Annotated in this window: 27 protein-coding genes and 1 pseudogene; 24 read left to right on the top strand and 4 right to left on the bottom strand. The window is 57.0% G+C overall.

Annotated features, from left to right (window positions below; all coding sequences use genetic code 11):
• Nucleotides 1-181, top strand: a pseudogene (locus LDK53_RS00575) (hypothetical protein); the annotation flags it as partial.
• A 457-nt stretch (nt 182-638) separates the two neighbouring features.
• Nucleotides 639-1,088, top strand: a complete 450-nt coding sequence (locus LDK53_RS00570) for a hypothetical protein (protein ID WP_225283172.1) — start codon at nt 639-641, stop codon at nt 1,086-1,088.
• 144 nt (nt 1,089-1,232) lie between these two features.
• On the opposite strand, the gene LDK53_RS00565 is transcribed toward LDK53_RS00570, so the two are convergent.
• Nucleotides 1,233-2,738, bottom strand: coding sequence for a flagellin (locus tag LDK53_RS00565; RefSeq protein WP_225283162.1), 1,506 nt, complete (start codon nt 2,736-2,738; stop codon nt 1,233-1,235).
• 300 nt (nt 2,739-3,038) lie between these two features.
• Between LDK53_RS00565 and fliD the strand changes: the two genes are divergently transcribed.
• The 3 genes from fliD to fliT are packed head-to-tail and all read left to right on the top strand — an operon-like array spanning nt 3,039 to nt 5,280.
• Nucleotides 3,039-4,514, top strand: coding sequence for a flagellar filament capping protein FliD (gene fliD, locus LDK53_RS00560; protein ID WP_225283160.1), 1,476 nt, complete (start codon nt 3,039-3,041; stop codon nt 4,512-4,514).
• A gap of 45 nt (nt 4,515-4,559) precedes the next feature.
• Nucleotides 4,560-4,967 (top strand): flagellar export chaperone FliS, encoded by a 408-nt coding sequence (gene fliS, locus LDK53_RS00555; protein ID WP_225283158.1) that lies wholly within the window; start codon nt 4,560-4,562, stop codon nt 4,965-4,967.
• Nucleotides 4,960-5,280, top strand: a complete 321-nt coding sequence (gene fliT / locus LDK53_RS00550; protein WP_225283156.1) for a flagellar protein FliT — start codon at nt 4,960-4,962, stop codon at nt 5,278-5,280. Before fliS ends, fliT begins: the two co-directional genes overlap by 8 nt.
• Nucleotides 5,281-5,584: 304 nt before the next feature.
• Here fliT and LDK53_RS00545 read toward each other — a convergent pair whose 3' ends face one another.
• The 3 genes from LDK53_RS00545 to flgA all read right to left on the bottom strand — a co-directional run bounded on the left by LDK53_RS00545 (nt 5,585) and on the right by flgA (nt 7,106).
• Complete coding sequence (locus LDK53_RS00545) at nt 5,585-6,028, bottom strand: flagella synthesis protein FlgN (RefSeq protein ID WP_059385130.1); 444 nt, start codon at nt 6,026-6,028, stop codon at nt 5,585-5,587.
• A gap of 17 nt (nt 6,029-6,045) precedes the next feature.
• Nucleotides 6,046-6,339, bottom strand: coding sequence for a flagellar biosynthesis anti-sigma factor FlgM (gene flgM / locus LDK53_RS00540; protein ID WP_104557470.1), 294 nt, complete (start codon nt 6,337-6,339; stop codon nt 6,046-6,048).
• A 71-nt stretch (nt 6,340-6,410) separates the two neighbouring features.
• On the bottom strand, nt 6,411-7,106 hold the full coding sequence (gene flgA / locus LDK53_RS00535) for a flagellar basal body P-ring formation chaperone FlgA (protein WP_225283153.1): 696 nt from the start codon (nt 7,104-7,106) through the stop codon (nt 6,411-6,413).
• A 248-nt stretch (nt 7,107-7,354) separates the two neighbouring features.
• On the opposite strand from flgA, the gene flgB reads away from it, so the two are divergent.
• The 19 genes from flgB (at nt 7,355) to LDK53_RS00440 (ending at nt 25,265) form a co-directional block, all read left to right on the top strand.
• Nucleotides 7,355-7,765: a flagellar basal body rod protein FlgB gene (gene flgB / locus LDK53_RS00530; protein WP_225283142.1), complete on the top strand. Its 411-nt coding sequence runs from the start codon at nt 7,355-7,357 to the stop codon at nt 7,763-7,765.
• Between the two features lie 6 nt (nt 7,766-7,771).
• Nucleotides 7,772-8,176, top strand: a complete 405-nt coding sequence (gene flgC / locus LDK53_RS00525) for a flagellar basal body rod protein FlgC (protein ID WP_225283140.1) — start codon at nt 7,772-7,774, stop codon at nt 8,174-8,176.
• 8 nt (nt 8,177-8,184) lie between these two features.
• Nucleotides 8,185-8,886 carry a flagellar hook assembly protein FlgD gene (locus tag LDK53_RS00520; protein WP_225283114.1) on the top strand — a complete coding sequence of 234 codons (702 nt, stop codon included), beginning with the start codon at nt 8,185-8,187 and terminating at the stop codon, nt 8,884-8,886.
• A gap of 22 nt (nt 8,887-8,908) precedes the next feature.
• Nucleotides 8,909-10,099, top strand: coding sequence for a flagellar hook protein FlgE (gene flgE / locus LDK53_RS00515; protein WP_225283103.1), 1,191 nt, complete (start codon nt 8,909-8,911; stop codon nt 10,097-10,099).
• A 9-nt stretch (nt 10,100-10,108) separates the two neighbouring features.
• Complete coding sequence (locus LDK53_RS00510; RefSeq protein ID WP_225283101.1) at nt 10,109-10,846, top strand: flagellar basal body rod protein FlgF; 738 nt, start codon at nt 10,109-10,111, stop codon at nt 10,844-10,846.
• 19 nt (nt 10,847-10,865) lie between these two features.
• The gene (flgG, locus tag LDK53_RS00505) at nt 10,866-11,648 is read left to right on the top strand and encodes a flagellar basal-body rod protein FlgG (RefSeq protein ID WP_025759761.1); all 783 of its coding nucleotides are present in this window, start codon (nt 10,866-10,868) and stop codon (nt 11,646-11,648) included.
• A 47-nt stretch (nt 11,649-11,695) separates the two neighbouring features.
• Nucleotides 11,696-12,397 (top strand): flagellar basal body L-ring protein FlgH, encoded by a 702-nt coding sequence (locus tag LDK53_RS00500; protein ID WP_225283099.1) that lies wholly within the window; start codon nt 11,696-11,698, stop codon nt 12,395-12,397.
• 1 nt (nt 12,398) lies between these two features.
• Nucleotides 12,399-13,526 (top strand): flagellar basal body P-ring protein FlgI, encoded by a 1,128-nt coding sequence (locus tag LDK53_RS00495; protein ID WP_153907607.1) that lies wholly within the window; start codon nt 12,399-12,401, stop codon nt 13,524-13,526.
• The gene (flgJ, locus tag LDK53_RS00490; protein ID WP_225283097.1) at nt 13,526-14,446 is read left to right on the top strand and encodes a flagellar assembly peptidoglycan hydrolase FlgJ; all 921 of its coding nucleotides are present in this window, start codon (nt 13,526-13,528) and stop codon (nt 14,444-14,446) included. The genes LDK53_RS00495 and flgJ overlap by 1 nt, the downstream gene beginning before the upstream one ends.
• Before the next feature lie 93 nt (nt 14,447-14,539).
• Nucleotides 14,540-16,174 (top strand): flagellar hook-associated protein FlgK, encoded by a 1,635-nt coding sequence (gene flgK / locus LDK53_RS00485; RefSeq protein ID WP_208283254.1) that lies wholly within the window; start codon nt 14,540-14,542, stop codon nt 16,172-16,174.
• A gap of 10 nt (nt 16,175-16,184) precedes the next feature.
• On the top strand, nt 16,185-17,087 hold the full coding sequence (gene flgL / locus LDK53_RS00480) for a flagellar hook-associated protein FlgL (protein ID WP_208283285.1): 903 nt from the start codon (nt 16,185-16,187) through the stop codon (nt 17,085-17,087).
• 71 nt (nt 17,088-17,158) lie between these two features.
• Entirely contained in the window at nt 17,159-18,784 is a 1,626-nt protein-coding gene (locus LDK53_RS00475) for a methyl-accepting chemotaxis protein (RefSeq protein ID WP_225283095.1), read from the top strand.
• Nucleotides 18,785-18,942: 158 nt separating this feature from the next.
• Nucleotides 18,943-19,668, top strand: coding sequence for an RNA polymerase sigma factor FliA (gene fliA / locus LDK53_RS00470; protein WP_225283186.1), 726 nt, complete (start codon nt 18,943-18,945; stop codon nt 19,666-19,668).
• A gap of 361 nt (nt 19,669-20,029) precedes the next feature.
• Complete coding sequence (gene flhD / locus LDK53_RS00465) at nt 20,030-20,380, top strand: flagellar transcriptional regulator FlhD (RefSeq protein ID WP_104557483.1); 351 nt, start codon at nt 20,030-20,032, stop codon at nt 20,378-20,380.
• A 2-nt stretch (nt 20,381-20,382) separates the two neighbouring features.
• Nucleotides 20,383-20,958: a flagellar transcriptional regulator FlhC gene (gene flhC, locus LDK53_RS00460; RefSeq protein ID WP_225283093.1), complete on the top strand. Its 576-nt coding sequence runs from the start codon at nt 20,383-20,385 to the stop codon at nt 20,956-20,958.
• 84 nt (nt 20,959-21,042) lie between these two features.
• On the top strand, nt 21,043-21,939 hold the full coding sequence (gene motA, locus LDK53_RS00455) for a flagellar motor stator protein MotA (protein ID WP_225283083.1): 897 nt from the start codon (nt 21,043-21,045) through the stop codon (nt 21,937-21,939).
• Entirely contained in the window at nt 21,936-22,841 is a 906-nt protein-coding gene (gene motB, locus LDK53_RS00450) for a flagellar motor protein MotB (protein WP_225283072.1), read from the top strand. Before motA ends, motB begins: the two co-directional genes overlap by 4 nt.
• Nucleotides 22,828-24,747: a chemotaxis protein CheA gene (cheA, locus tag LDK53_RS00445; RefSeq protein ID WP_225283069.1), complete on the top strand. Its 1,920-nt coding sequence runs from the start codon at nt 22,828-22,830 to the stop codon at nt 24,745-24,747. Before motB ends, cheA begins: the two co-directional genes overlap by 14 nt.
• A complete protein-coding gene (locus tag LDK53_RS00440) occupies nt 24,744-25,265 on the top strand; it encodes a chemotaxis protein CheW (protein WP_225283067.1) in 522 nt (173 codons plus the stop codon). The genes cheA and LDK53_RS00440 overlap by 4 nt, the downstream gene beginning before the upstream one ends.
• Nucleotides 25,266-25,267 lie beyond the last annotated feature (2 nt).

The following is a 25,267-nucleotide window of genomic DNA, read 5'->3' as shown; positions in this document are numbered from 1 at the left end:
CACCACCCTGGCGACCCGGGCTCCCGGCGGTAAATCGCCGCTTCGCGGATTGTTCGCCCCATCCCTGGGGCTCACCCCTTCGGGGCCAGCGCAGGCGCTGTCCAAAATTGCTCCCGGCAATTTTGTCTTCGGCTTATTCCTTCCGGCTTATCGGGGACGGGCGGAGGTAACGTCCCTGTAAAGCCCGCCCTCTCGGCGCATCCATGCGCCTCGCCCCGGCCGGAAGGCAAACGCCTCAGCGATTTACAGCCGGACCAGGGTGTCGCTGTAAGCCATTAATTTTCCGGAGCAACATTCATCGCTTCAGGTAAAACTACCGGGGTAAGGGAAAGGAGGAAAAGCAGACCTGTGCCTGAAATAAAGACCGCACCGAACGGTCCCCTCGCCCCTTTGGAGAGAGGGTTAGGGTGAGGGGAAGCTCCCCCCGGCACAAATCTGGAAGGCGCCTCGCAATCCCGCAAGTAACCTTATGTAATCTGTGGTTTACCCTGTTATTTGTTTTCATCACATCGTAAAGTACCTGCGTTGCGGCAACCACCGCAGCCGGGCGTGAGAACCTGAAGATACAAGGTGATACCGGAGCGACCGGCTGGTTGGCTCCCTTGTGACTCATTTCTCATCTCCCTGGAGGCATTCCGATGACCCTTCTGTCCACTCTCACTGACACATCCCACCATAGCTTCACCGAACAGCTTATCGCCTTACCCCTTCCTGCCTCTGCGGACCTTTTTGAGGTGGCAGAACTCTGCGCCGCGTTTGCCAGCGCGCTGGTTGAAACACAGAACGTTAGCGAACGCCATGCCCTCTGCGGCCGCCTGCTGCATGCCCTGGAGGCGCTGGAACGTCTGTGTGACGCCGATCTGCCGCCGCATCTGATTGAACAACTGATTGCCGGTGACGCCGCCTCGTCGTGCATGCCGCACTGCTGGCAGGAGACAATCACCCCGGTCACCTATGCCCGTGCGCTGGCGCAGGCGATTCTGGGGAATACGCTGCCGCAGGAGGTGAATACCGTGCTGACGGGATTACTGCATGACATGGTGTTTCTGCTGGCGGAGTTTGTGAAGGAACCTTATCTGCGCGCTTAACACAAAGCCGGGTGGCGGCTTCGCCTGACCCGGCCTACGTTTGTGCTGCGCTGCCGGGCATAAAACAAAAAAGCCCTCCGGGGAGGAGGGCAAACCGCGCGTGAGGCACGCGCGTAATGACAATGTAAGGTGGTTTTGTCCAGATTAACGCAGCAGGGACAGCACGTTCTGCGGAACCTGGTTGGCCTGTGCCAGTACGGAAACACCTGCCTGCTGCAGGATGTTAGCGCGGCTCATGGCGGACACTTCCACGGAGAAGTCGGCATCCTGAATACGGGAACGCGCTTCGGTGGTGTTGATGATATTGGTGTTCAGGTTCGCAATGATGGAGCTGAAGCGGTTCTGAACGGCACCCAGGTCGGCACGGAAGTCACCGATTTGAGTGATTGCATCAGACAGCTTCTCCAGCAGGTTGTCGGCAGCAGCCGCACCAAACTCCTTCAGCACAACATCACTGTCGGCAGGACGAACGTCAGTAGCAGTTGGCACACCAGTAGCATTAAAGGTAATTTCTTTTAATACCTTACCACCGGTACCATCATCGCCGCCGTAAACGAAGTAGCGATCGTTTGTGCCATCGTTCATCGTGATCATCTTCATACCAGAAGATTCAACGGTTTCACCAGCTCCGAAGGCTTCTGCAGCAACATTGTTAAGTATGGTCTCAGTCAGGGTAACTTCTGTACCTGCACCATTAACTTTATCACCCTCTTTAAGCGCGGTAGACGATCCTTCTGTGAAGTCACTTTTCCCGTGAAGCAGCATATCGATGTCAGCCGGGTCAGTAATCTCTGCTGTATCAGGATTTGCACCCAGTTTTAATTTAGCCCCCGTTGCGTCCCATTTAGGATCGGTGATTTCAACCATTTTTTCAGAATTTTCACCATACGCAAAGATTCGGGTAGTACCATTGTCATCGTAGGTCATTACCTTAACATCTGCTACGTCAGCTTCACCCACAACAGTTTTAAGAGCATCTCTTTCTGTATCAGCAAGTTCCCAAACCTTACCCGATGCGTGTCCGATATCCACATCACCATTTGCCTGCTCGACTGCGGCATCATCAAACTGACTTGCCAGCGTACCCGCACCATTCACGGTAATCCCGATATCCTCGAAATCAGCCAGGAAGTTGTCCAGACCCAGGGTCTGCATATCCAGCTTGTTCAGGGTAATGTCGATGGTATCCTCGTCTTTATCGCCAATCTGAATGGTGATTTTAGATTGTGAACCGTCAAAGACCTTCACGCCGTTGAAGTTGGTGGTTTCCGCCACGCGCTGGATCTCTTCCAGACGGGAAGCAATTTCTTTTTTGATGGAGTCGCGGTCGCCGGCAGAGTTGGTGCCGTTTTTCGCCTGTACGGTCAGCTCGCGGATACGTTGCATGTTTTCGGTCACTTCTTCCAGCGCGCCTTCGGTGGTCTGTGCCAGGGAGATACCGTCGTTGGCGTTACGCGCTGCCTGAGTCATACCGCGGATAGAAGAGGTGAAGCGGTTAGAAATCGCCAGGCCTGCCGCATCGTCCTTCGCGCTGTTGATACGCATACCGGAAGAGAGACGCTGAATAGCGGTACCCAGAGAGCTCTGAGATTTGTTCAGGTTGTTCTGCGCCATCAGGCTCAGTGCGTTGGTATTAATGACCTGTGCCATTGTTATATCCTTCTAAGTAATAACGAAATGTGAGATATGCGTTAATTGCGTCGCATACTGAATTCATCGGGGGGAATGAAAATGACTAAATTATTTTTTTCGATTTTTTTGTCATTGCTGAAAATGGCGTCAGAAATGATGCTAATTACTTAAATGGCTAAAAACAATTAACCAATAAACGCACATCTTTGTTATCCGCACGCCTGCGCGTTGTTCACGTATATATGAAAAATTAAACTTCCTTCTTTATTCCCCGATAGAAAAGTAACAGGTCATCCCTTTACAACAGGAAATATTATTATGGTATCAACCAACTTTTTAGGTATGGGCTCGGGTCTGCCTTTTGAGGAACTGCTGGCAAAGGAGCGTGCGGCCAGTTCAGTCAAGCTGAACCCCTATCTGCAAAAACAGAAAACCTATAACGGGCAAATCTCCGCGTGGGGGTCTATTTCCAGCGCGCTCAGCACCCTGAAGGATACGCTCGGCAAGCTGGAAGATGAGGGCTTTAACGGTGTCAGCGTCAGCGATAACAAAACCTTTAAGGCCACAGCGGGGAAAGGGACTATCCCGAACAGCTACTCCATGGCCGTGGCGCAGCTGGCGAAAGCGCATCAACTGGAGGTGGAAGGAACGTCACGAGATAAGGATATTGGTAAGAGCGCCGCGACTGTCACCATCGAGATGGAAGGCAGTGATAAACCGCTGGTGGTGGAACTCAAGGCAGACGAAACGTCCCTCGATGATATTGCAAAAAAAATCAATGAACAGAAGGGCGACGTTGCTGCTGAAGTGGTGACGGTGAAAGACGGAGAACACAAGCTCGTCCTGACCTCGAAAAAAACCGGTAAAGACGGGGAGATGACGATAACGGTAACGGGGGATGCCGCGGTCAAGGATGCGCTTGAGAACAGCAAAGAGATGACCGAGGCCCAGAATGCCATTGTCTGGCTCAACGGTAATGAGGTCGAGCGCAGCTCTAACACCATTAAAGATTTGATTACCGGTGTAACCCTTGAACTGCGCGAAGTATCGGAGAAAGACCCTGACGCCGATCCCGGCGCAAAGCACCCCTTCAAAACCGAATCCCTCACCATTACCGAAGACACCTCAAAGGTGAAATCACTGATTGAGGAGTTCGTTAAAAACTACAACAGCTACCTCAGCACCGTCGCCAGTGCCACCAAATACACGGCCCCCGACCGCGACAAACTCGCGGAGGACGAAATCCCGCTGCCTGACGCCAGTAATGGAGCGCTGTTCAGCGACGGCAGCCTGCGTCGCCTGACCAGCCAGCTGAAAGCCACCGTAGGCGGTGAGTACCGCGAGGCCGGGGACGTGATCACCTCACTTGGGCGTCTCGGCATCACCGTGACCTTCGACGGTAAAACCGGCGATGACCGCAGCGGTACGCTGGGTACCCTCACCATTGACAGCAAAAAGCTCGACGCCGCCCTGAAGGACAACCCGAAGGAAGTCGAGGCGCTGTTCCTCGGCAAAGGGGGGAAGGAGGGGATTAAAGATCGCATGGAGGGCATCTTTGATACCTATCTCGGCGATAAGGACGCGATCACGAAAAAGGAAGGGGTGATTGAAACCACGCTGGAGTCCCTGCGCGAGCAGGAAAAACGCATCGGTAAGCAGATCACGGCGGTGCAAAAGCGTATCGACGAAGCCATGCTGCGCCGTGAAAAGGAATATCAGCGCCTGGATAAAGCGATGAGCGATATGAAAAGTATCGAAAACAGTCTGGTGAGTTCTCTGGCTTCATTAATTTAATATTGACTTATTACCGGGCAGGTCGCTGCCCGGCAGGATTTGACGATGTACACCAAAACGGGCAACAGTGCCTACACCGCTGTCTCACTCGACAGCCAGATTAGCGGCGCCACGCCGCACCAGCTGATCGTCCTGCTGTATGACGGGGCGATTAACGCCATGAAGCGGGCGGACATTTACTTCCAGTCCGGCAATATCGCCCGTCGCGGGGAGATGATCTCCCGCGCCATCAATATTATCGACAACGGCCTGCGCGCCGGTCTTGACCACGAGAAGGGCGGGAAAATCGCCGAAGAGCTGGAGAGCCTGTACGAGTATATTTCGCGCACGTTGCTTGAGGCCAACCTCAACAAGTCCGGCGAAAAGCTGCCGCACCTCATCGCCCTGATGACGGGGATGCTGGAAACCTGGCAGGCCATCGCGCCACAGCAGAAGCAGGTGAAGCATGGATAACGCTGTGATTGAGCTGATTGAACAGCTGTTGGTTAGCAACAAAAAGCTGCGCCAGCAGGCCGATGCCGGCGAATGGGATGTGTTTCTTGACGAGTCCGTGGCCTATACCATGGGGATGAGAACACTGTGTGACATCGATTTAACCCAGCTGGCGCAGCACAACAAGCCGCAGGTCAGTGCCCAACTGGCAACCCTGCTGGAGCACGATGCCCTTCTGACGCGCGCCATTCAGGGGCGTCTCACCGCCATCAGCACCGAACTCTCCGGCATGCGTAAAAGCCGTACGATGGCGAAAGCCTACACCTCTGTTTAATTTCCTTCCTGATTGCCGGGTGGCGCTGCGCTTACCCGGCCTACCCCTCACCCCTCACCCCTCACCCCTCACCCTAACCCACTCCCCAAAGGGGCGAGGGGACTGTTGGGTGCGGTTTGTAATGGCAGCGCAGGTCTGCTTTTTACCCTCTCCCAAAAAGGAGAGGGGACTGTTGGGTGCGGTTTGTGATGACAGCACAGGTCTGCTTTTTACCCTCTGCCCTTTGGGGAGAGGGCCAGGGTGAGGGGGGGCAAAAAAAAGCCCACCAGAGGCGGGCAAAAGAGGACAACGCAGACAGATAAGATCAGATGCTGATGTTGTATTTGCGACCCGTCGGCATCTGGCTGGATTCCCCCGCCGGGCCGTACAGTGAGCTGGCGTGACCCACGTTGTCGATCGCCTTCTGGATATGCTGGTTTTTCTTCATATGGCTTTGCAGCAGGGATTCCACCTGCTGATTCAGCGCTTTGGTGCTGCGCACCTTTTCATGCACCTGCTGCCAGCTGGCGAACAGCTTGCCGAGCCCCGGGTAGGGGGCTTCGGTGCCGGAGGTTTGCTCCTGCTGGCGGCGCATGTCGTCGTAGTACTGCAGGGTCGTCAGCAGCTGGTTTTTGTTATCCGCCAGCACCTGCAGCGACACCGGGTTGATCTGGGTACGGTTGAGCTGATTCACCTCTTCAATCATGATCGCCTCCAGCTCATCCAGAGAGGTTTTCATTTGCGTGAGTATCGGGTAAAGCTTGTCCATAAGGGGCCTGTAAACGGTTAAAACGAAAACATGTCCTGCACCATCGCCTGAGCAATCTTCTCCGGCTCAATGCGCAGGGTACCCGCCGACAGCGCGGCGCGCAGTTCGGCGACGCGGGCGTGGTCCACGTCGCGGCTGTCGTCGGTCTGAATTTTTTTAGTCAGCTCGCTCAGGGTGACATTGGTGTTGTCGCGCTTTTCGCTGCGCGTGGCCGCCACCTCGCTCTCCTGCGGCTGCGTGCGGGCGCGCAGATCCTGCGTCGGGGCAATCTTCGCGACTGGCGCGGTGGTCTGGCTGCTGTTGATGCTCATGGTGGTCCTCGCAATAACATTAAGTGCTCAATACTTCTTTCTTCGGTGATTCTCAGAAAAGCTAAAATTTATTATTGAGAAATAATCATCACCTGGCCGTCGGCCGCCACTTTGCCGCTGACGGTGCGCCCGCCAGTGGTTTTCACCTTCAGCACGTCATCCACTGCGGCATTGTTCAGCGCTTTGCCCTGGCTGCGGATCCGAAAGCCCGACCCGGCGGTCACCAGATCCACCGTCTGCCCGGCACGCAGCCGCCACTGCTGGCGCAGCTGGTTTTCCAGCAGTGGTTTACCGGCGTCGATGGCGCGGGTGAGGCGCTGGCCGATAATCTGGTCCGCGTTAAAAATCAAGCCACCGGGCTGGTTATCGAGGCTGCCGGTAACCGGTTCGATATCGCTGCGCTGCACAATGGCCCCACCGGGCAGGCTCTGGCTGGCCACCCACCAGGTGCCCTGGGCGCTGATGCGTATCGGCAGGAAATGACGACGCGCGCCGCACTGGGCCAGCACGGTACGCTTGCCGGTGAGACGGCTGTCGCGTCCCACCAGGCTCAGCTCCGGGTTCTCACACACGGCGGCCAGCTGGGCAGGCGTGGCGAGCAGGGCCACGGTGCGCACCACCTCGCCGTTGCTCTCCGGCTGTTGGATCAGGGCATCCAGCTTGAGCAGCAGGCGCTGCTTCGCCGTCTGGTCAGACGGAACGCTGGCACCAGCAGACGCAGAGCAGAGCAAGACGGCCATCGCCGCGCTGAATAATCGGAGCTTCATCTTATTGCCTTAATACGGTATTTAATTTATAAAACGTGGCGAAATTATATACGCAGTGGCGAGGCTTTTATTGCCTTAAATAATGACACTTCTGACGGCATTTACCTTCTTCATTTTTTTATCGCTCTCCTCATTATTTCTATTTCCCTAAATAGGCTTATTTCTGTCGGGTCTTCGCAGTGTGATATTTCACCAGCGCTGTCTACACTATCGCAGTTTAAATAACGCGAGACAGGAGTCCTGTTGTCATGAATAAACTTGATGACGCCTTTCGCTTTCAACAGCAGGCGTTAGGTTTGCTGTCGCGCCGTCAGGATATTTTGGCTTCGAATATTGCGAATGCCGACACCCCTGGCTACCAGGCGCGGGATATTGATTTTACACAACAGCTAAAGGCGGCCATGGAAAATAACTCCCTGGCGAAATCACCCGTATCACTGTCATTAACGTCAAACCGACATATTGAAGGTAAAGCGCAGCCGTTTGACGACGCTCAGCTGCTTTATCGTATTCCGGATCAGCCGAGTGCCGATGGCAATACAGTGGATATGGATCGTGAGCGCGTCAATTTTGCGGATAACGCCGTGAAATATCAGTCGGGACTGACGTTCCTTGGCGCGGATATTAAGAAAATGATGACTGTGCTCAGTCAGGGGTAATTAGCGATGTCGCTCTTTAGCGTATTTGATATTTCAGGTTCAGCGATGGCGGCCCAGTCCCGCCGTCTTAACGTCAGCGCCAGCAATATGGCCAACGCCGATAGCGTGGCGGGGCCGGACGGCCAGCCGTACCGTGCCCGTCAGGTGGTATTTCAGGTCGATAACTCGGCCGGTCAGGAAATTGGCGGCGTGCAGGTCAGCGACGTGGTGGAGAGCAGCGCCCCGGATCGCCTGGTCTACGAGCCGGGCAATCCGCTGGCGGATGAACAGGGCTACGTGCGCATGCCCAACGTCAACGTGATGAACGAGATGGTCAACACCATCTCCGCCTCCCGCAGCTACCAGGCCAACGTGGAAGTGATGAACTCCGCCAAAAGCCTGATGCTGAAAACATTAACTCTTGGTCAGTAAGGACGCATATGGCGGTCTCTTCGATTAACAACAACAGCGGCACGGGCGGCACCGGCACGGGCAACAGCGCGGCAGATCTGTCGAACCAGTTTATGAACCTGCTGGTGGCGCAGATGAAAAACCAGGATCCCACCAACCCGATGGATAACAACCAGCTCACCTCGCAGCTGGCGCAGTTCAACATGGCGGCGGGGGTGGAGAAGCTCAACACGTCCGTCGGTTACGTCTACGGCATGATGTCCCAGCTGGGCAGCATGAGCGCCTCCTCCTGGGTCGGGCGCACCGTGCTGATTGAAGGGGAGGCTAAAGTCTCCTTTGGCGATCGTTTTGCGATCCATCAGGAAGGCGTTGAGACGCCTGAAGGCTCGGACGACTTCCACTTCGCGCTGTCGGACGATGCCGAAACGCTCACCGTCACGCTGCACGACGGCGACAAGGCCTACACCGCCGAGCTGAAGAACGTCAAGAAGGGGATGAATACCTTCAACCTCGACGACCTGGACAACTTCAAGCCGGAGCCGGGGCCACCGCGCGATCGCGAGTACACCCTCTCCTTTGAGGCCAGCAACGCCGAAGGGGAGAACCCGACGGTGTACGGCCTGATTCAGGAACAGGTACAGGGGGTCACCATGGATCCAAATGGGCCGATTCTGCATCTGCTGAATCACGATCCGATCATGATGGACAAAGTGTTCGTCATTCAAAAATAAACATTACTTCTGGAACGAAATTATGGGTTTTTCACAAGGTCTTAGCGGTCTGAGCGCCGCGGCAAAAGCGCTGGACGTGGTGGGTAACAACATCGCCAACTCCCAGACGTTTGGATTTAAAGCAGGCTCCGCCTCTTTTGCGGATATCTTCGCCGGTTCGCAGGGGATGGGCGTGCGGGTGGCAGGTGTTAATCAGAACTTTGGCGACGGCAATCTGGCGACCGGCAGCTCCGCCCTCGATATGGGGATCTCTAATCGCGGCTTTTTCCGCCTGGTCGATGAGGCGGGCAGCGTGTTCTACAGCCGTAACGGTCAGTTTGATCAGGACGAAAATGGCAATATCTATAACAAAACCAACGGACTATTTTTAACCGGGTATCAGGCGACGAACGGGGTGATTAACCCCGGCGCGCAGGTCGGGCCAATCCGCATTCCGAAAGACGATATGCCTCCTGCGGCGTCAACCAGTGGGTCTCTGAGCGGCAACCTCAAGTCAGATGCAGAGATCATCACAAAAAGGCCTTTTAACAAGGATGACAAAGATACCTACAACTACGTCAGCGAAGTCACTGCCACCGACAGCCTGGGCAACAAGCACGCGATTAAGGTCTATTTCGTGCATACGGCATCAGGGGAATGGGAAGCCCACGCGGAAGACTCAACTTCACCTGCGGGTGTTGAAACGCTTAATCTCAAGTTTGATACCCAGGGCAACATTATTGGCAACGCGGAAATGGATATCAAGGGCGCGGCCTATAACGGCTCTGCGCCACTGGCATTGAAACTGGATTTTTCAAAACTGAGCCAGAACAGCGGCGATATGCAGATTATGCTGGGCGAAATTGACGGCCAGGCGCCGGGCAAATTCAACGGCTACGAAGTCAGCGACAGCGGGGAAGTCATCGTTATCTACAGTAACCAGAAACGCCAGACCGTGGCGCAGGTGGTGCTGGCGGACTTTGCCAACGTCGGCGGTCTGGCGCAACAGGGCAACAACCTGTGGGCGGAGACCGGACAGTCCGGCCAGCCGTTCCTTGGCACCTCCGGCAGCGGCAGCTTCGGCACCATCAACGGCGGCATGCTGGAGACCTCCAACGTTGAGCTGGGCAACGAGATGGTCAACATGATCGTCTATCAGCGTAACTACCAGTCCAACTCGCAAACCATCAAAACCCAGTCTGAAGTGCTGCAGACGCTGGTTAACCTGCGTTAAGGCTGAACGATGGATCGCGCTATCTATACCGCCATGAGTGCCGCCAATGCGGCGCTCAACCGCCAGGCGGTCACCTCAAACAATCTGGCGAACAGCTCCACCGCGGGCTTTCGCGCCCAGCTGGCGGCGTTCCGTTCGGTACCCATCGAAGGGGAAAGCCTGCGCACCCGTGCGCTGGTGGCGGAGTCGACGCCGTTTCACGACACCACCATGGGGCCGATCACCCATACCGGCCGCAGTCTCGACGTGGCGCTGCCGCAGAACGGCTGGCTGGCGGTGGCGCTGGACGACGGCAGCGAAGGCTATACCCGTAACGGCGCTATCGAGGTGGATCAGGACGGGGCGCTGAGCGTCAACGGCCGCCCGCTGATGGGCGACGGCGGGCCGCTGGAGGTACCGCCGCAGTCCCACGTCACCATCGGCAGCGACGGCACCGTGTCGGCACTCGGCATGGGCGACGACCCAACGGCGCTGGTGCCGGTGGGCCGCCTGAAGCTGGTCAATGCCGAGATGAACGAGATGGTGCACGGCGACGACGGGCTGTTCCGCACCGCGGGCGGCAACCCGCTGGCGCAGGACGAAACCCTGCGTCTGACCCCGGAAGCCATCGAGGGCAGCAACGTCAGCCCGGTGCAGGCCATGACGCAGATGATCGCCAACTCGCGCGGCTTCGACATGAACATGAAGGTGATCCGCACCGCCGACGAAAACGCCCAGAAGGCCAACCAGCTATTAAGCGTGAGCTAAGGCCGCGCAAGGAGTCACTATGATTCGTTCCTTATGGATCGCAAAAACCGGGCTGGAAGCACAGCAGCTCAATATGGACGTCATCTCCAACAACCTGGCGAACGTTAATACCAACGGCTTCAAGCGTCAGCGCGCCGTGTTTCAGGACTTGCTCTACCAGAACATGCGCCAGCCCGGCGCCCAGGCGAGCGAGCAGAACACCCTGCCGAGCGGCCTGCAGCTGGGGACCGGCGTGCGTCCGGTCTCCACCCAGCGGGTGCACACTCAGGGCGGAATGAACCAGACCGGCGACGAGTACGACGTGGCGATTGAAGGGGAAGGGTTCTTCCAGGTGCAGATGCCGGACGGCAGCACCGCCTACACCCGCGACGGCCACTTCTCGAAAAACGCGGACGGCCAGCTGGTGAATGCCGAAGGCTACCCAATCCAGCCGGGGATCGTCATCCCGCAGGATGCCACCAAACTTAACATCGGCAGCGACGGGATCGTCAGCGTGAAGGTGCCAGGGCAGGCGGAAGAGCAGCAGATTGGCCAGCTGACGCTGACCACCTTCGTCAACAATTCGGGGCTCGAAAGCATCGGCGGCAATCTCTACAAAGAGACCCAGTCCTCCGGTGCGCCGAACGAGCTCAACCCGGGGATGGAGAGCGCGGGCACCCTGAAGCAGAGCTACGTGGAAATCTCCAACGTCAACGTGGCGGAAGAGCTGGTGACCATGATTCAGGTGCAGCGCGCCTACGAAATCAACAGTAAAGCGGTCTCGGCATCCGACCAGATGCTGCAGCGGCTTTCCCAGCTGTAATCCTCTCTCTGGCCGCCTGTGCGGCCAGACATTTTATCGACACTGAAATGAATAAACTTTCTCAACACATCCCGGCGGCGGTGCTGCTGGCAGGCACGCTGCTGCTCGGCGGCTGTGCGCACATCATGCAAAAGCCTCTCGTCGAGGGGCCGACGACGGCAACACCATTACCGATGGCACCGGCGGCCACCGGCGGCTCACTGTTTCAGGCCGGGCAGGCCATGAACTACGGCTATCAGCCGATGTTCGAAGACCGTCGCCCGCGTAACGTGGGTGACACGCTGACCATCCTGCTGCAGGAGAACGTGAGCGCCAGCAAGAGCTCCTCCGCCAGTGCCAACCGTAATGGATCGGCCGGTATGGAGCTGCTTGCCGTGCCGACCGCCGCCGGCAGCTGGCTTGGCGACGGCAAAGCGGATTTCAAAGCCGAAGGATCAAACGATTTTTCCGGCAAAGGCGGCGCCGCGGCGCGCAACACCTTTACCGGCACCATCACCGTGACCGTTAACGAGCTGTTGCCCAACGGCAACCTGCGGGTGGTGGGTGAAAAGCAGATCGCCATTAACCAGGGCACCGAATTCATCCGCTTCTCCGGCGTGGTCAACCCGCGCTTTATCAGCGGCAGCAACACGGTGCCTTCCACCCAGGTGGCGGACGCCCGCATTGAGTACGTCGGCAACGGCTACATCAATGAAGCGCAGAACATGGGCTGGCTGCAGCGCCTGTTCCTGAACCTTTCTCCTTTCTGATATGACCATGAAAAAAGAATCTATTCTGTTATTTCTCAGCCTCCTGCTCTACGGCATGACGCTGGCGGTACCGAAAGTGGTACATGCGGAACGTATTCGCGATCTGGCGACGGTGCAGGGCGTGCGGTCCAACTCCCTGATGGGCTACGGCCTGATCGTCGGTCTTGACGGTACCGGCGACCAGACCATGCAGGCGCCGTTCACTGGCCAGAGCCTGAACAACATGCTCTCGCAGCTGGGGATCACCGTCCCGGCGGGCACCAATATGCAGCTGAAAAACATCGCCGCGGTGATGGTCACCGCCGAGCTGCCGCCGTTTGCCCGTCCCGGCGACAAGCTGGACATTGTGGTCTCCTCGGTGGGGAACGCCAAAAGCCTGCGCGGCGGTACGCTGCTGATGACCCCGCTGAAAGGGGCGGATAACCAGATCTACGCTATCGCTCAGGGCAATATCCTGATCTCCGGCGCAGGGGCGCAGGCGGGCGGCAGCCGCGTGCAGGTGAACCAGCTTAACGGCGGGCGTATCAGCGGCGGGGCCACCGTGGAGCGCGAGGTGCCGAACGACTTCGCTACCCAGAACATCGTGCGCCTGCAGCTTAACGAGAGCGATTTCTCACTGGCGCAGCAGATCAGCGACGCCATTAACCAGCGCTACAGCGGCGGGGCGGCGATCCCGGAAGACGCCCGCACCGTGCGCCTCTTTGCGCCACCGGACGGCCCGTCCCGCGTGCGCTTCCTCGCCAACATTCAGGACATTCCGCTGCGGGTCAACGTTCAGGACGCGAAGGTGATTGTGAACTCGCGTACCGGCTCGGTGGTGATGAACCGCCACGTCTCGCTGGACGCCTGCGCAGTGGCCCACGGCTCCCTGACGGTGGAGGTGATGCAGAACAACATCATCAGCCAGCCCGATACGCCGTTTGGCGGCGGCGAGACGGTGGTGGTGCCGCAGACCGATATCTCGGTGCGCGACAGCGGCGGCTCGCTGCAGCACGTGCGCAGCAGTACCGATCTGAACGCGGTGATCCGCGCCCTCAACAGCCTGGGCGCGACGCCAAACGAGCTGATGTCGGTTCTGCAGGCGATGAAAAACGCCGGCTGTCTGCGGGCGAAGCTGGAGGTGAACTGATGAACGCTTTCGATAAGCTCGATCAACCCGCCTTTGACGTCCGTTCGCTGGACACCCTGAAACGGGAGGCCGGGCGGCAGTCGCCCGGCGCGCTGAAGGCGGCGGCGAAGCAGATGGAAGGTATCTTCGTGCAGATGATGATGAAGAGCATGCGCGATGCCACCTTCAAGGACGACCTGCTGAACAGCCAGTCTTCTGAGATGTACACCGCCATGCACGATCAGCAGGTGGCGCAAAATATTGCCGGGAGTGGTCAGCTCGGCTTTGCCGATCTTATCGTCCGCCAGCTGGGCGGGGAGGTTGATGAACCCATCGTGAGCACGCCGGGGCGCGATCTCCTGCGGCCTGGGCTTTCCGCCACGCCTGCCACAGGCCCACTGCGCCTGCCTGCGCCGGTGTCGTTCGCCAAACCGGCGGAAGGGGCGCATCCGTTTATTGCCCGTCTGCTGCGCCCGGCCCAGGCAGCCGCGCAGCAGAGCGGGCTGCACCCGCACCTGATCCTCGCCCAGGCGGCGCTGGAGTCCGGCTGGGGCAAACGTGAAATTCCTGCCGCCGACGGCAGCCCGAGCCATAACCTGTTCGGGATCAAGGCGACGGGCGACTGGCAGGGCAAAACCACCGAAATCACCACCACCGAATACATCAACGGCGTGAAGCAGAAGGTGAAAGCCGCCTTCCGCGTCTACGACTCCTACGAACATGCGCTGGCGGATTACGCGAAGCTGCTGACCCGCAACCCGCGCTATCGTGGCGTGGTGCAATCTGATTCGCCAGAGCAGGGGGCGAAAGCGCTGCAGGCGGGCGGCTACGCCACCGATCCGGCCTACGCCAAAAAGCTGATCACCATTATTCAGAAGGTGAAAGGGGATATTCAGCAGGGGGTGAATGCCTATAAGCACGACCTCGATAAAATTTTTTAGAAAATTTTGTCATCACCGATGAAATAAGCAGAGCCATGAACATCTGGCCCGGAAATCAAGGCCGGGCCCGCAATCAGGGAATATCCAGAGCGTATGAATAACCTTTACAACTTAGCCAGAAACGGCATCAGCGTGGCGCAGGCCGCCATCCGGGTCACTGGTGATAACCTGGTCAACGGCATGTCCAACAACTACAGCCGCCGCAGTCTGCTGATCGGTGAGCTGGGCGGGATGTCGACCCCACAGGGGTTTTACGGGTATGGCGCCCGCATCGGCGGCGTGGAACGCGCCTATGACGCCTTTGCCAATAACCAGCTGCGGGATTCACTCTCCACCTACTCGTCACTGACGGGACGGATGGAGCAACTGGCGGATATCGACAACATGCTGGCGGATGAAGCGGATAACGTCTCCGTGTCGCTGGGCATGCTGTTTACAGACATGGCCGCCCTGAGCGCCAAACCGTCGGATGGCCCGGCGCGCGCGAAGGTATTTGCCTCCCTCGAGATACTGGCGAACCGCTACAATGCCAGTGCCAAACGCCTGACGGGGCTGGAAAAGAGCACCAATACCCAGATTGAGCGCAGCGCCAGCGAGATCAACAGCTTTACCGAGCAACTGGCGCAGATTAACAAACAGCTGGAGCGCGCCCAGGGCAATGGGGCACAGCCTGCCGATCTGCTGGACCAGCGCGACGCGCTGCTGGAAGGGCTGAGCGAACAGCTTGGCATCACGGTGACCGAAGACCACAACTCCGGTCGCGTCACGGTCACGCTGTCTGACGGGCGACCGCTGGTCTCCGGCGATACCGCCTACAAACTGCAGACCTCACCGTCGGATGCCGACCCGAATAAAACCATCGTCTCCTACGTGGATGCCAACGGCAAGGCATCGCCGCTGGATGAAAACAGCATCACCAAAGGCCGCCTGGCCGGGTTGTTCAAATTCCGTAATGAAGACCTCCCGATGGCGCGAAAGGATCTGGATCAGATCGCCTTTATGATGGCGCACCGGATGAACGATCAGAATAAGGACGGCATCACGGGGGAGGGGCTGCAAGGCGAGGATCTGTTCTCGCTGCCGGAGATCAAGGCGATTGCCAATGCGAAGAACGGCGGAACTGGAACGCTGACCTCTATCACAGTGGACGATTTCAGACTGGTGAAATCAGAAAACTACGATATCCGTTATGAAGCGGGGCAGTGGGTGGTGAAAGGGGAGGATGGTCGCACCGTGCCGGCAAACCTTACGGGCGATGAACTCAGCTTTGACGGTATCAAAATGACGGTCCCTGTGCCTCCGGCTGCCCAGGAGGGGGATAAATTCACCCTCAATCCGATGTCCGGCGCAGCCGAAGGCATCAAACGCAAAATCACCAGCCCGTTAGAGTTTGCCGCCGCCGACAAACCTGGTGAACCCGACAACAACAACAACCTCCAGAAGATGCTGGAGATCCAGAAAGAAGCGCTGATTGGCAACAACACGCTCAGTGAGGCCTATGCCAGCCTGGCAGGCAAAATCGGGGAAAGCGCGCGTGAGGTGAAATCTTACACCAACAGTGCTTACACCGACCTGGAAACCAAATATGAAACCAAACAGGCGCTTACCGGCGTCAATATGGACGAGGAGTACATCAACCTCGATATGTTCCATCAGTATTACCGGGGCAGCGCGCAGCTGTTACAGACCGCCAACGCCATGTTTGATGCCCTGCTGGCTATCCGATAAGGAGAGGATGATGCGATTAAGTACGCTTTATATGTATAAGCAAAGCGCGGCGGCCATGACGAACCGCATGAGTCAAAGCAACGAAATCTATCTGCGGATGTCGGCGAACAAAACGCTACTCAAAGCCTCTGACAACCCGACTGCCGCGACCGACGCGGTGAAGCACCAGGACGCGCTGGCGCAGCTGGAGATGTACAGCAGCGTGCGCTCCGGGGCACGCAGTGCGCTGGAGTTTCAGGATCATATTCTGAATGGCGTCGGTAACCTGATGACCACCACTCTGAAGGAAAAACTTGTCGCCGCAGGGTCGGGCGCCTATTCCGATGAAGACCGCCATGCGCTGGCGGAGGAGATCAAAGGGATCCGAACCAATCTGCTGGATTTAGCCAACAGTCGGGACAGCAGCGGTCGCTATATTTTCTCCGGGTTTAACACTGATACGCCTGCCTTTGATGAAGTCGGGAATTACCGCGGCGGTAATGAAGCACGCAAACAGACGGTCGCTGACGGTACGGAAATGCAAACAAGCCATCTCGGTGACGAGGTGTTTGGCGATATTTTCATGGTGTTGAACGATGCCGTTGCCGCATTGATGATGGAATCCGTTGATGAAAAAACTGCAGAAGCCATAAAAGCCGCGCTGAGCGCTGCCAGCAAAGGGCTTGACGCGGGCATCGAGCGTCTCGGGAAAGCTCAGGCCGAACTGGGCACTAACCTGCAGCAGCTTGACGCCCTGGATTTAACCGGCAACGTGCTGATCAACGACACCATTGTCAAAGTGCAGGACGCCATCGGCGCCGATGTCAGCATGCTGGTGACGCTGGCATCGGAATCGCAGATGTCGGATCTGGCCTTTAATGCCTCGATGTTCGTTTACAAGAATATGCAGAAGATGAGTCTGTTTAATCTGTAATTCGAACTTCCTCTTTATTCACTTCAGACGCTACCGCGTACGGCCTGCCCGTGCGCGGAGGGTGGAAAATTATGTTAGCTAAACTCAAAATTTACAGCACGGTAACGCTGATTATCGGGCTGTTCGCGGTGATGCTTTTCGGCTTTACGGCCTATTCCGTGTTTAATGCCATCTCTAAAAACGAGAACTTCAAACGTATTGTCGTGGCCTCTGAGAATAACGACCAGATGCGCGATGCGGCCTACAACATTAGCGCGGTCATGGCCAACACCAATGGCATGATGCTGCAGGCAGCGCTGGGTAATCCGGTTTCGCAGAATGTCTCCAGCCATACGCTTAACGTGGTGAAAATCGCCCGCCGTAATATGGATGACTTTATGGCCTCACCGTTTAATACGGAGGAGGAGCGTCGCCTGGCCGCGGAGGTCAATGCGGCGTTTAACGAGGTCTATAAAGTGGCGGAAGTGAAGCTCGGCTATGTGCAAAACCCGGCGGGGTATAGCGGCTCTCTGGAGCATGATATGGAGCTTCGCACCCAACTGCGTAACAAGGTAGAGCAGTACACGGATGCCAGCGCGCGCGTCAGTGAAGAGATTACTCTGGCGTCAGCGCGCGATTACCAGATTATGCTGGGCGTCGGTCTGGTGGTGGTGCTGGTGGCGGTGGCGCTGCTGTTTGTGATCCGCTTCTGGCTGCGTCAGACCCTGGTTCAGCGTATGGCGATGACTGTCGATGTGCTTAAGCGTATCGCCGACGGCGATCTGAGCAAGGAGATTGAGGCTGGCAGCGAGAATGAAATCGGCAATATGCTCCGTGAGCTTGAGCAGATGCGCACCTCGCTGGCCGCGACCGTCTCCGGCATTCGTGAAAGCGTGTCGCGTATTCACAGCAACGCGCAGGAAATTGCCCACGGCAATAACGATCTCTCCTCCCGCACTGAAGAGCAGGCGGCGGCGCTGCAGGAGACGGCGGCCAGCATGGAGCAGATCAAAACCACCGTACGACAGAATGCCGACAACGCCCACGCGGCGCGTGAACTGGCGGAAAGCGCCAGCACCAATGCCCATAACGGCGGGGAAGTGATGCAGAACCTGGAGCAGATCATGGCCCAGATCACCACCAGCTCGCGTCAGATTGCCGATATCAACGGCGTGATCGACAGCATTGCCAACCAGACCAACATCCTCGCCCTGAACGCGGCGGTGGAAGCGGCGCGCGCCGGTGAGCAGGGACGCGGGTTTGCGGTGGTGGCCGAAGAGGTGCGTAACCTGGCCAAACGCAGCGCCGATGCGGCGAAAGAGATCAATCAGCTGATTAACACCAGCGTGAACAATATTGATATCGGTTCGCGTCAGGTAGGGCAGGCCAGCCAAGTCATGCAGGAGATTGTGACCTCCGTCGGGCAGGTGACCCAGATCATGGGCGAAATCACCTCCGCCTCGGACGAGCAGAGCGCGGGCATCAACCAGATCTCGCAGGCGGTGAACGAGATGGATCTGGTCACCCAGCAGAACGCGGCGATGGTGGAAGAGGCGGCGCTGGCGGCAAGCGAACTGGAAGCGCAGTCAGACGCGCTGGAGAAACTGGTGGCGCAATTTCGTCTTAACCAGGAGAGCCGTCAGGTGAACGTCACGCCTGCGCCTGAAAAAATATCGCGCCAAAAAGAACCCGATCTGGCCCAGTGGGAAACCTTTTAATTCGGTGAATTAACGTCATTCATGACGACATATTTCCGCGATGCGTGAAAATTCACGCGAAGTAACAGAATGCGCATTTTTATAAAGGCTTATCGCACTATTTGAATGCGCCATTTCACCGGATAATTCTCGCAGAGAATAGTGGGTGGAATGTAATCGTGGATGGTATTTATACGGCCGAAGGGCTGGAAGATAAATCGGTAGTCTGGTCTAAATATCACTATCTGGTGCGGCAGGAAGCAATGCGTTTACATAAGCGGCTTCCTGCCAGCGTCGAGCTGGATGATTTAATTCAGGCAGGATCGATTGGTTTTTTAAGTGCGGTCGACAGTTTCGACCCGAAAAAAGGGGTAACGCTCACGGCATGGATCACCCAGCGGGTGAAATGGGCGTTATTAGATGAGCTGAGAGAAAGCGACTGGGTTCCGCGACGGGTTCGTACCCACACGCGGGAAATTGTCGCGATTATTCAGCAAATCGAACAGGAAAAAGGCGGTGAAGCCACCGAGGCTGAAATTGCCGAACGCATGGGCGTATCGCTGCAGGAATTTCAGCAGATGCTGGCGGATAATAATATCAGCCAGATGTACTCGGTTGATGAGCTGCAGGAGAATTATGCCGACAGCTGGGAAATGAACGATGATGAAAATGAATCGCTTAATCCGCTGAATGACACGGTGCGCCAGAATCTTTTAGAGCGAATAACGGAACATATTCAGTTCATACCGGAAAGAGAGCAGGTACTGTTGCAGCTCTATTATCTTCAGGATTTGAACATGAAAGAGATTGGCCTGGTGTTGGGCATCACGGAAACACGCGTGAGCCAGCTCCACAGCCTGGCAGTTAAAAGGTTAAGAAGTCGTATGGAATCGGATTGCAGATAAATACAGGCTCTTAACATTTATACGGTTAACACCGGTGAAGCAGCAGGATTAATCATTAAAATCAAGGTTTAATAACGTTTAACAATGCTTTATTAACTTTTTAAATCAACACGTTAACAGTAATCGGGGGATTTGGAGAAATTTCTGTCGCTTGTTCGGAAAATACTTAGTGTTTATGATTTTGCCAGTTTTGTGATGCAGCCTCCTTTGGCATTGTGAAGTACGAAAAGCATTTACTGAGGAAGAATGACTTACCTTAGTGAATATCAATACCAAAAGACTCTCTGCATCAGTTCGGAAACGTTATCTATCTAAACTGACATGCCAGCGATTGGCTGAATAACATTGGGAGTTTTCGCCTGTGTCTAATTTCGACGAGTACCTGCAAAATATTCATGATATCAACCTGTCCTATTTGCTGCTGGCCCAGCAGCTGATTCGTCAGGATAAATTTGCGGCGGGTTTTCGCCTGGGGTTATCCGAAGGAACCATTGATAACCTGAAAGAACTTTCGCTGCCGCAATTAATGAAGCTGGCGACGACCAATCAGCTTATTTGTCGTCTGCGCGTGGATGATGAAGTGGTTATTGAAAATCTGACCAAGGATTCACGCATTGAAGCCCTGCAGCAGATCCATACCGGCATTATTTTGTCGACCAATCTTCTGAATGCCTTAAGCGAAGAAGATGCAGTGACGGCGGAGGAGGCATAATCATGTGTGGTGAAAAAAGTCTGCTGCAGGAAATTGATGAAGTAAATATCGCCATGGGATTAATTTCTCTCGGGGCGAGAATGCAGGTGCTGGAATCAGAAACCTCCCTGAGCCGTCGCCGTCTGCTGCGTTTATATAAAGAATTACGCGGCTGCCCGCCGCCAAAAGGGATGCTGCCTTTTTCAGAAGACTGGTTTATGTCGTGGGAGCAGAATATTCACTCGTCCATGTTCTACAACATTTACCTCTATTTGAAAAAGACCGAGCAGGGGCGCTCCATTGAAATGCTGATGAAGACCTATCGTCTTTATCTGGAGCAGTGCAGCACCTGTTCCGATGAAAAACCGGTACTGGGTCTGACCCGTGCCTGGACATTATTACGCTTTATCGACTGCGGCATTATTTCGCGTAAAGCCTGCAGCGTGTGTGGCGGCGGTTTTATCGTCACCACCGAATTTATCAAAAACCCATTTACCTGCAGCTTGTGCAGCCCTCCGTCGCGTGCGCTTAAAAAATCCCAGGTGAGCAATCCCGGCCTGCTGGGGTCGTTCGCCGCGCCGGAGATCCTCACGGCGTAAATCCTGACGGGCGGCTGTGCGCAAGATGGCGTTTACCTGATGCCGGGAAAACCGGCATCGGTCAAGTAAGGAAAAGGAGAGAGTGTGTTAGTTATTGTTGGCTATCTTGTTGTCATATCGACCGTTTTTGGTGGTTTTCTCTTATCCGGCGGTAACCTGATGGCGCTGTTTCAGCCGCTGGAGCTGTTGATCATCGGCGGGGCCGGGGTCGGGGCGTTTATCGTTGGCAATAACATCAAATCCCTGAAAGCGACGGGCAAGGCGCTGGTCAAAATCTTTATGGGCAAGCGCTACAACAAAGCGGTGTACATGGACCTGATGGCGCTGATGTTCCTGCTGCTCTCCCAGAGCCGCGTGCACGGGCTGATGTCGCTGGAAAAGGACATTGAAGACCCGCAGAACAGCGATATTTTTAGCGCCTATCCCCGCCTGATGAGCGACCCGATGCTCGCCAACTTTATCCTCGATTACTTCCGCCTGATGATTGGCGGCAGCATGAACTCCCATGAAATCGAAGCCCTGATGGATGAAGAGATCGAGACCTGCGAAGAGGAGCTGGAAGTGCCAGCCCACAGCCTCAACACGGTGGGCGATGCGTTTCCGGCGTTCGGCATTGTGGCGGCGGTGATGGGGGTGGTGAACGCCCTGGGGTCGGCGGATCGTCCGGCGGCGGAGCTGGGCGTCCTGATTGGCCACGCGCTGGTAGGGACCTTCCTCGGGATCCTTATCGCCTATGGTTTCGTGCTGCCGCTGGCCACCCTGCTGCGCCAGAAGAGTTCCGATCAGGTCAAAATCCTGCAGTGCATCAAGGTGACGCTGCTCTCCAGTCTCAACGGCTATGCCCCGCAAATTGCCGTGGAATTTGGCCGTAAAACCATCTTTACCAGCGAACGTCCGTCGTTCGAAGAGCTTGAAGAGCACGTTCGAGAAGTGAAGTCCAACGCCACGCTGAAAACCAAAACCTCGGACAGCGCCGCATGAAGAACGTCAGGCCTGTCATCATTTCCCGTAAGCGCAAAAAGAAAAAGCATGCGCACCACGGCGGCACCTGGAAGATTGCCTATGCCGACTTTATGACCGCCATGATGGCCTTTTTCCTGGTGATGTGGCTGCTGTCGCAGTCCACGGACATGGAGAGGGAGCTGATAGCCGACTACTTCCGCATGCCGCTGAAGCCGTCGATGGCGAACGGCGATAAAACCAGCCTCAGCGACAGCGTCATCCCCGGCGGCGGGGATGACATCATCAAGCGGCAGGGCGAAGTGTTTAAAGGACAGCTTAACCAGATCGATAAGCACAAGCGCGTCGAGAGCCTGAAGCAGGCAAAAGAGAAGCTGCAGAAGATGATCGAGACCGATCCGCGGCTCAATAACTTTAAATCCAACATCCTGCTCAACCTTACCAATGACGGGCTGCTGATCCAGATCACCGACTCCCAGGACCGCCCCATGTTCCGTGTCGGCAGCGAGCTGCCGGAATCCTACATGAACGGCATTCTGCAGGCGCTGGTGCCGCTGCTGCAGGAGCTGCCCAACACGCTGAGCCTGACGGGCCATACCGACTCCCTGCCGTATGCCGGGGGCGAGGGCGGTTACAGCAACTGGGAGCTGTCCGCCGGTCGTGCCAACGCCGCGCGTCGGGTACTGGTCAGGGCCGGGCTGAGCGATGAGCGTTTTCTGCGCGTGATCGGCACCGCCAGCCGGATGCCGCTGGAGAACACCCCGCCTGAGAGCGCGGTGAACCGCCGCATCAGCATTCTGGTCCTCAGCCGCTCGAAAGAGCAGGAGATCCGTCTGGAAGATACCCAGGCCCAGCGTGCAGAGAGCGTGCTGAGCGACATTAATCTGCAAAACGTGCAGGGCTATACCGATGGACATGAATGATTTTTCGCAGATCTTTTTTACTGAGGCAGAAGAGCTGCTGGCCGACATGGAGCAGCATCTGCTGCAGCTTGACGTGGTGGCGCCGGACCAGGAGCAGCTGAATGCCATCTTCCGGGCGGCACACTCCCTGAAAGGGGGCGCAGCCACCTTCGGTTTTACCGCCTTACAGGAGACCACCCACCTGCTGGAGAACCTCCTCGACCAGGCGCGGGCAGGGGAGAGGACGCTCAGTCGCTCGATCATCAACCTTTTTCTGGAATGTAAGGACATTATGCAAGCGCAGCTGGAAGCCTATCAGGCTTCGCAGGAGCCTGATGACGCTCAATTTCGCTATATCTGTGAAGCCCTCAGAGAGATAGCCCTTGAAGGAAAACCGCCCGCACCTGAGCCCGCGCCCGTGCCAGCCAGCACGGTCGGGGAGAAGGAAGCCACGCTGGTCGTGACCCTGCGAAACGTTGACGCCCGCGAGCAGACGATGCTGCGTGACGAACTGAGCAATATGGGGACGATTTCAGACGCGCAGACGTCGTCTGACGGCATGACGGTGACGCTACAGACCACCGCCTCGGCGGACGATATCACCGCCGTGCTCTGCTTTGTACTCGACAGCAAGCAGATTGAGGTCCGGCCCGCAGCGCCTGCAGCGGCACCAGCGCCCGCTGCGCCACCCGAGACCGTTGCCAAAAAAGCGCCACCGGCGCCGCGGGCGGCCAGTCAGGAGTCCGGCAGCATTCGCGTGGCGGTGAGTAAAGTGGACCAGATCATCAACCAGGTGGGCGAGCTTATCATCACCCAGGCGATGCTCTCCCAGCTCTCACGCACCCTCGATCCGGCCAGCTACGATCTGCTGTCCGGCTGCGTGGCGCAGATGGAGCGCAACACCCGCGAGCTGCAGGAGTCGGTGATGTCCATCCGTATGATGCCGATGGACTACGTCTTCAGCCGCTTCCCGCGGCTGGTGCATGACCTGGGCGCTCGCCTGAATAAAGAGGTCGAGCTGACCCTGAAAGGCGGCTCTGCCGAGCTGGATAAGAGCCTGATCGAGCGCATTATCGACCCGCTGACCCACCTGGTGCGTAACAGTCTGGACCACGGCATTGAAGAGAAAGAGGTGCGCGTCGCAAAAGGCAAACCGGTCACCGGCAACCTGACGCTCTCGGCCGAACACCACGGCGGCAATATCGTGATTGAAGTGAGCGACGACGGGGCCGGGCTGAACCGGGAGAAGATCCTCGCCAAAGCCCGTTCCCAGGGGATGACCATCAGCGACACCATGAGCGACGACGACGTCTGGATGCTGATCTTCGCCGCCGGTTTCTCCACCGCCGAGAGCGTGACGGACGTCTCCGGGCGCGGCGTCGGCATGGACGTGGTGCGACGCAATATTCTGGCGATGGGCGGCCACGTGGACGTGCTCTCCACGCCGGGAGCCGGCACCACCATCCGCATTATCCTGCCGCTGACCCTGGCCATCCTTGACGGCATGCTGGTCAAGGTGGGGGAGGAGATTTATGTCCTGCCGCTTGGCGCGGTGATGGAATCGCTGCGGCCGACCGACGAGATGCTGTGCCGCTTCGTCGGCGAAGAGCGCCTGCTGCAGGTGCGCGGCGAATACCTGCCGCTGGTGCTGCTGCGCCAGCGTCTCTCGGTGGCGGGCGAGGCCCCGGCCGACGATGGCATTGTGGTCATCGTACAAAGCGCGGGCTGCCGCTACGCGCTGTGGGTCGACCAGCTTATCGGCCAGCAGCAGGTGGTGGTCAAGAACCTTGAACATAACTACCGCAAAGTGCCTGGCGTCTCCGCAGCGACCATCCTTGGGGATGGCAGCGTGGCGCTGATCCTTGATGTGGTTGAGCTCTCAACGCTCAACGCTCCACAACCCCAGAGGGAGGGGGTAAACGCATGACCGTAGCAACCGCGAGTAAACCCGCCGCACCCGACGCCATCGCGCAGGAGTACCTGGTATTCCGCCTGGGCGATGAAGAGTACGGCATTGATATCCTTAAAGTGCAGGAGATCCGCGGCTGCGATCGCCTGACGCGTATTCCGAACGCGCCGAACTTTATCACCGGCGTGACCAACCTGCGCGGCGTGATTGTGCCGATTGTCGATCTGCGCGTGCGCTTTGAACTGCCCGACCCGACGCAGGACGACAGCACGGTGGTGATTGTCCTCAATCTCAATGACCGCGTGGTGGGCATTGTGGTGGACGGCGTGGTGGACGTGCTGTCAATGGACGTGGATAAGACCAAACCGACCCCGGACGTGGCCTCGGTGCTCTCCGGGCGCTACCTGCTGGGGCTCGGGGTGCTCGACAGTCGAATGATTATTCTGGTGAATATTGAAATGCTGCTGAGCCGCGAGGAGCTGGCGCTGGTGGATGCGGTGGCGTCGTCGCACAGCGAGGCCCACTGCCTCGTGTAGCC

The sequence above is a fragment of the Enterobacter sp. K16B genome (assembly GCF_020216105.1).
Lineage (GTDB): Bacteria > Pseudomonadota > Gammaproteobacteria > Enterobacterales > Enterobacteriaceae > Enterobacter > Enterobacter sichuanensis.
Note: the sequence above shows the minus strand (reverse complement) of the source record. Positions and strands in the feature narration are given on the sequence as shown.

Bases quoted from the DNA above. Each gene is read 5' to 3' on its own strand.
- LDK53_RS00570 (WP_225283172.1), top strand. From the start codon at position 639: ATGACCCTTCTGTCCACTCTCACTGACACATCCCACCATAGCTTCACC.
- LDK53_RS00565 (WP_225283162.1), bottom strand. From the start codon at position 2,738: ATGGCACAGGTCATTAATACCAACGCACTGAGCCTGATGGCGCAGAAC.
- fliD (WP_225283160.1), top strand. From the start codon at position 3,039: ATGGTATCAACCAACTTTTTAGGTATGGGCTCGGGTCTGCCTTTTGAG.
- fliS (WP_225283158.1), top strand. From the start codon at position 4,560: ATGTACACCAAAACGGGCAACAGTGCCTACACCGCTGTCTCACTCGAC.
- fliT (WP_225283156.1), top strand. From the start codon at position 4,960: ATGGATAACGCTGTGATTGAGCTGATTGAACAGCTGTTGGTTAGCAAC.
- LDK53_RS00545 (WP_059385130.1), bottom strand. From the start codon at position 6,028: ATGGACAAGCTTTACCCGATACTCACGCAAATGAAAACCTCTCTGGAT.
- flgM (WP_104557470.1), bottom strand. From the start codon at position 6,339: ATGAGCATCAACAGCAGCCAGACCACCGCGCCAGTCGCGAAGATTGCC.
- flgA (WP_225283153.1), bottom strand. From the start codon at position 7,106: ATGAAGCTCCGATTATTCAGCGCGGCGATGGCCGTCTTGCTCTGCTCT.
- flgB (WP_225283142.1), top strand. From the start codon at position 7,355: ATGAATAAACTTGATGACGCCTTTCGCTTTCAACAGCAGGCGTTAGGT.
- flgC (WP_225283140.1), top strand. From the start codon at position 7,772: ATGTCGCTCTTTAGCGTATTTGATATTTCAGGTTCAGCGATGGCGGCC.
- LDK53_RS00520 (WP_225283114.1), top strand. From the start codon at position 8,185: ATGGCGGTCTCTTCGATTAACAACAACAGCGGCACGGGCGGCACCGGC.
- flgE (WP_225283103.1), top strand. From the start codon at position 8,909: ATGGGTTTTTCACAAGGTCTTAGCGGTCTGAGCGCCGCGGCAAAAGCG.
- LDK53_RS00510 (WP_225283101.1), top strand. From the start codon at position 10,109: ATGGATCGCGCTATCTATACCGCCATGAGTGCCGCCAATGCGGCGCTC.
- flgG (WP_025759761.1), top strand. From the start codon at position 10,866: ATGATTCGTTCCTTATGGATCGCAAAAACCGGGCTGGAAGCACAGCAG.
- LDK53_RS00500 (WP_225283099.1), top strand. From the start codon at position 11,696: ATGAATAAACTTTCTCAACACATCCCGGCGGCGGTGCTGCTGGCAGGC.
- LDK53_RS00495 (WP_153907607.1), top strand. From the start codon at position 12,399: ATGACCATGAAAAAAGAATCTATTCTGTTATTTCTCAGCCTCCTGCTC.
- flgJ (WP_225283097.1), top strand. From the start codon at position 13,526: ATGAACGCTTTCGATAAGCTCGATCAACCCGCCTTTGACGTCCGTTCG.
- flgK (WP_208283254.1), top strand. From the start codon at position 14,540: ATGAATAACCTTTACAACTTAGCCAGAAACGGCATCAGCGTGGCGCAG.
- flgL (WP_208283285.1), top strand. From the start codon at position 16,185: ATGCGATTAAGTACGCTTTATATGTATAAGCAAAGCGCGGCGGCCATG.
- LDK53_RS00475 (WP_225283095.1), top strand. From the start codon at position 17,159: ATGTTAGCTAAACTCAAAATTTACAGCACGGTAACGCTGATTATCGGG.
- flhC (WP_225283093.1), top strand. From the start codon at position 20,383: ATGTGTGGTGAAAAAAGTCTGCTGCAGGAAATTGATGAAGTAAATATC.
- motB (WP_225283072.1), top strand. From the start codon at position 21,936: ATGAAGAACGTCAGGCCTGTCATCATTTCCCGTAAGCGCAAAAAGAAA.
- cheA (WP_225283069.1), top strand. From the start codon at position 22,828: ATGGACATGAATGATTTTTCGCAGATCTTTTTTACTGAGGCAGAAGAG.
- LDK53_RS00440 (WP_225283067.1), top strand. From the start codon at position 24,744: ATGACCGTAGCAACCGCGAGTAAACCCGCCGCACCCGACGCCATCGCG.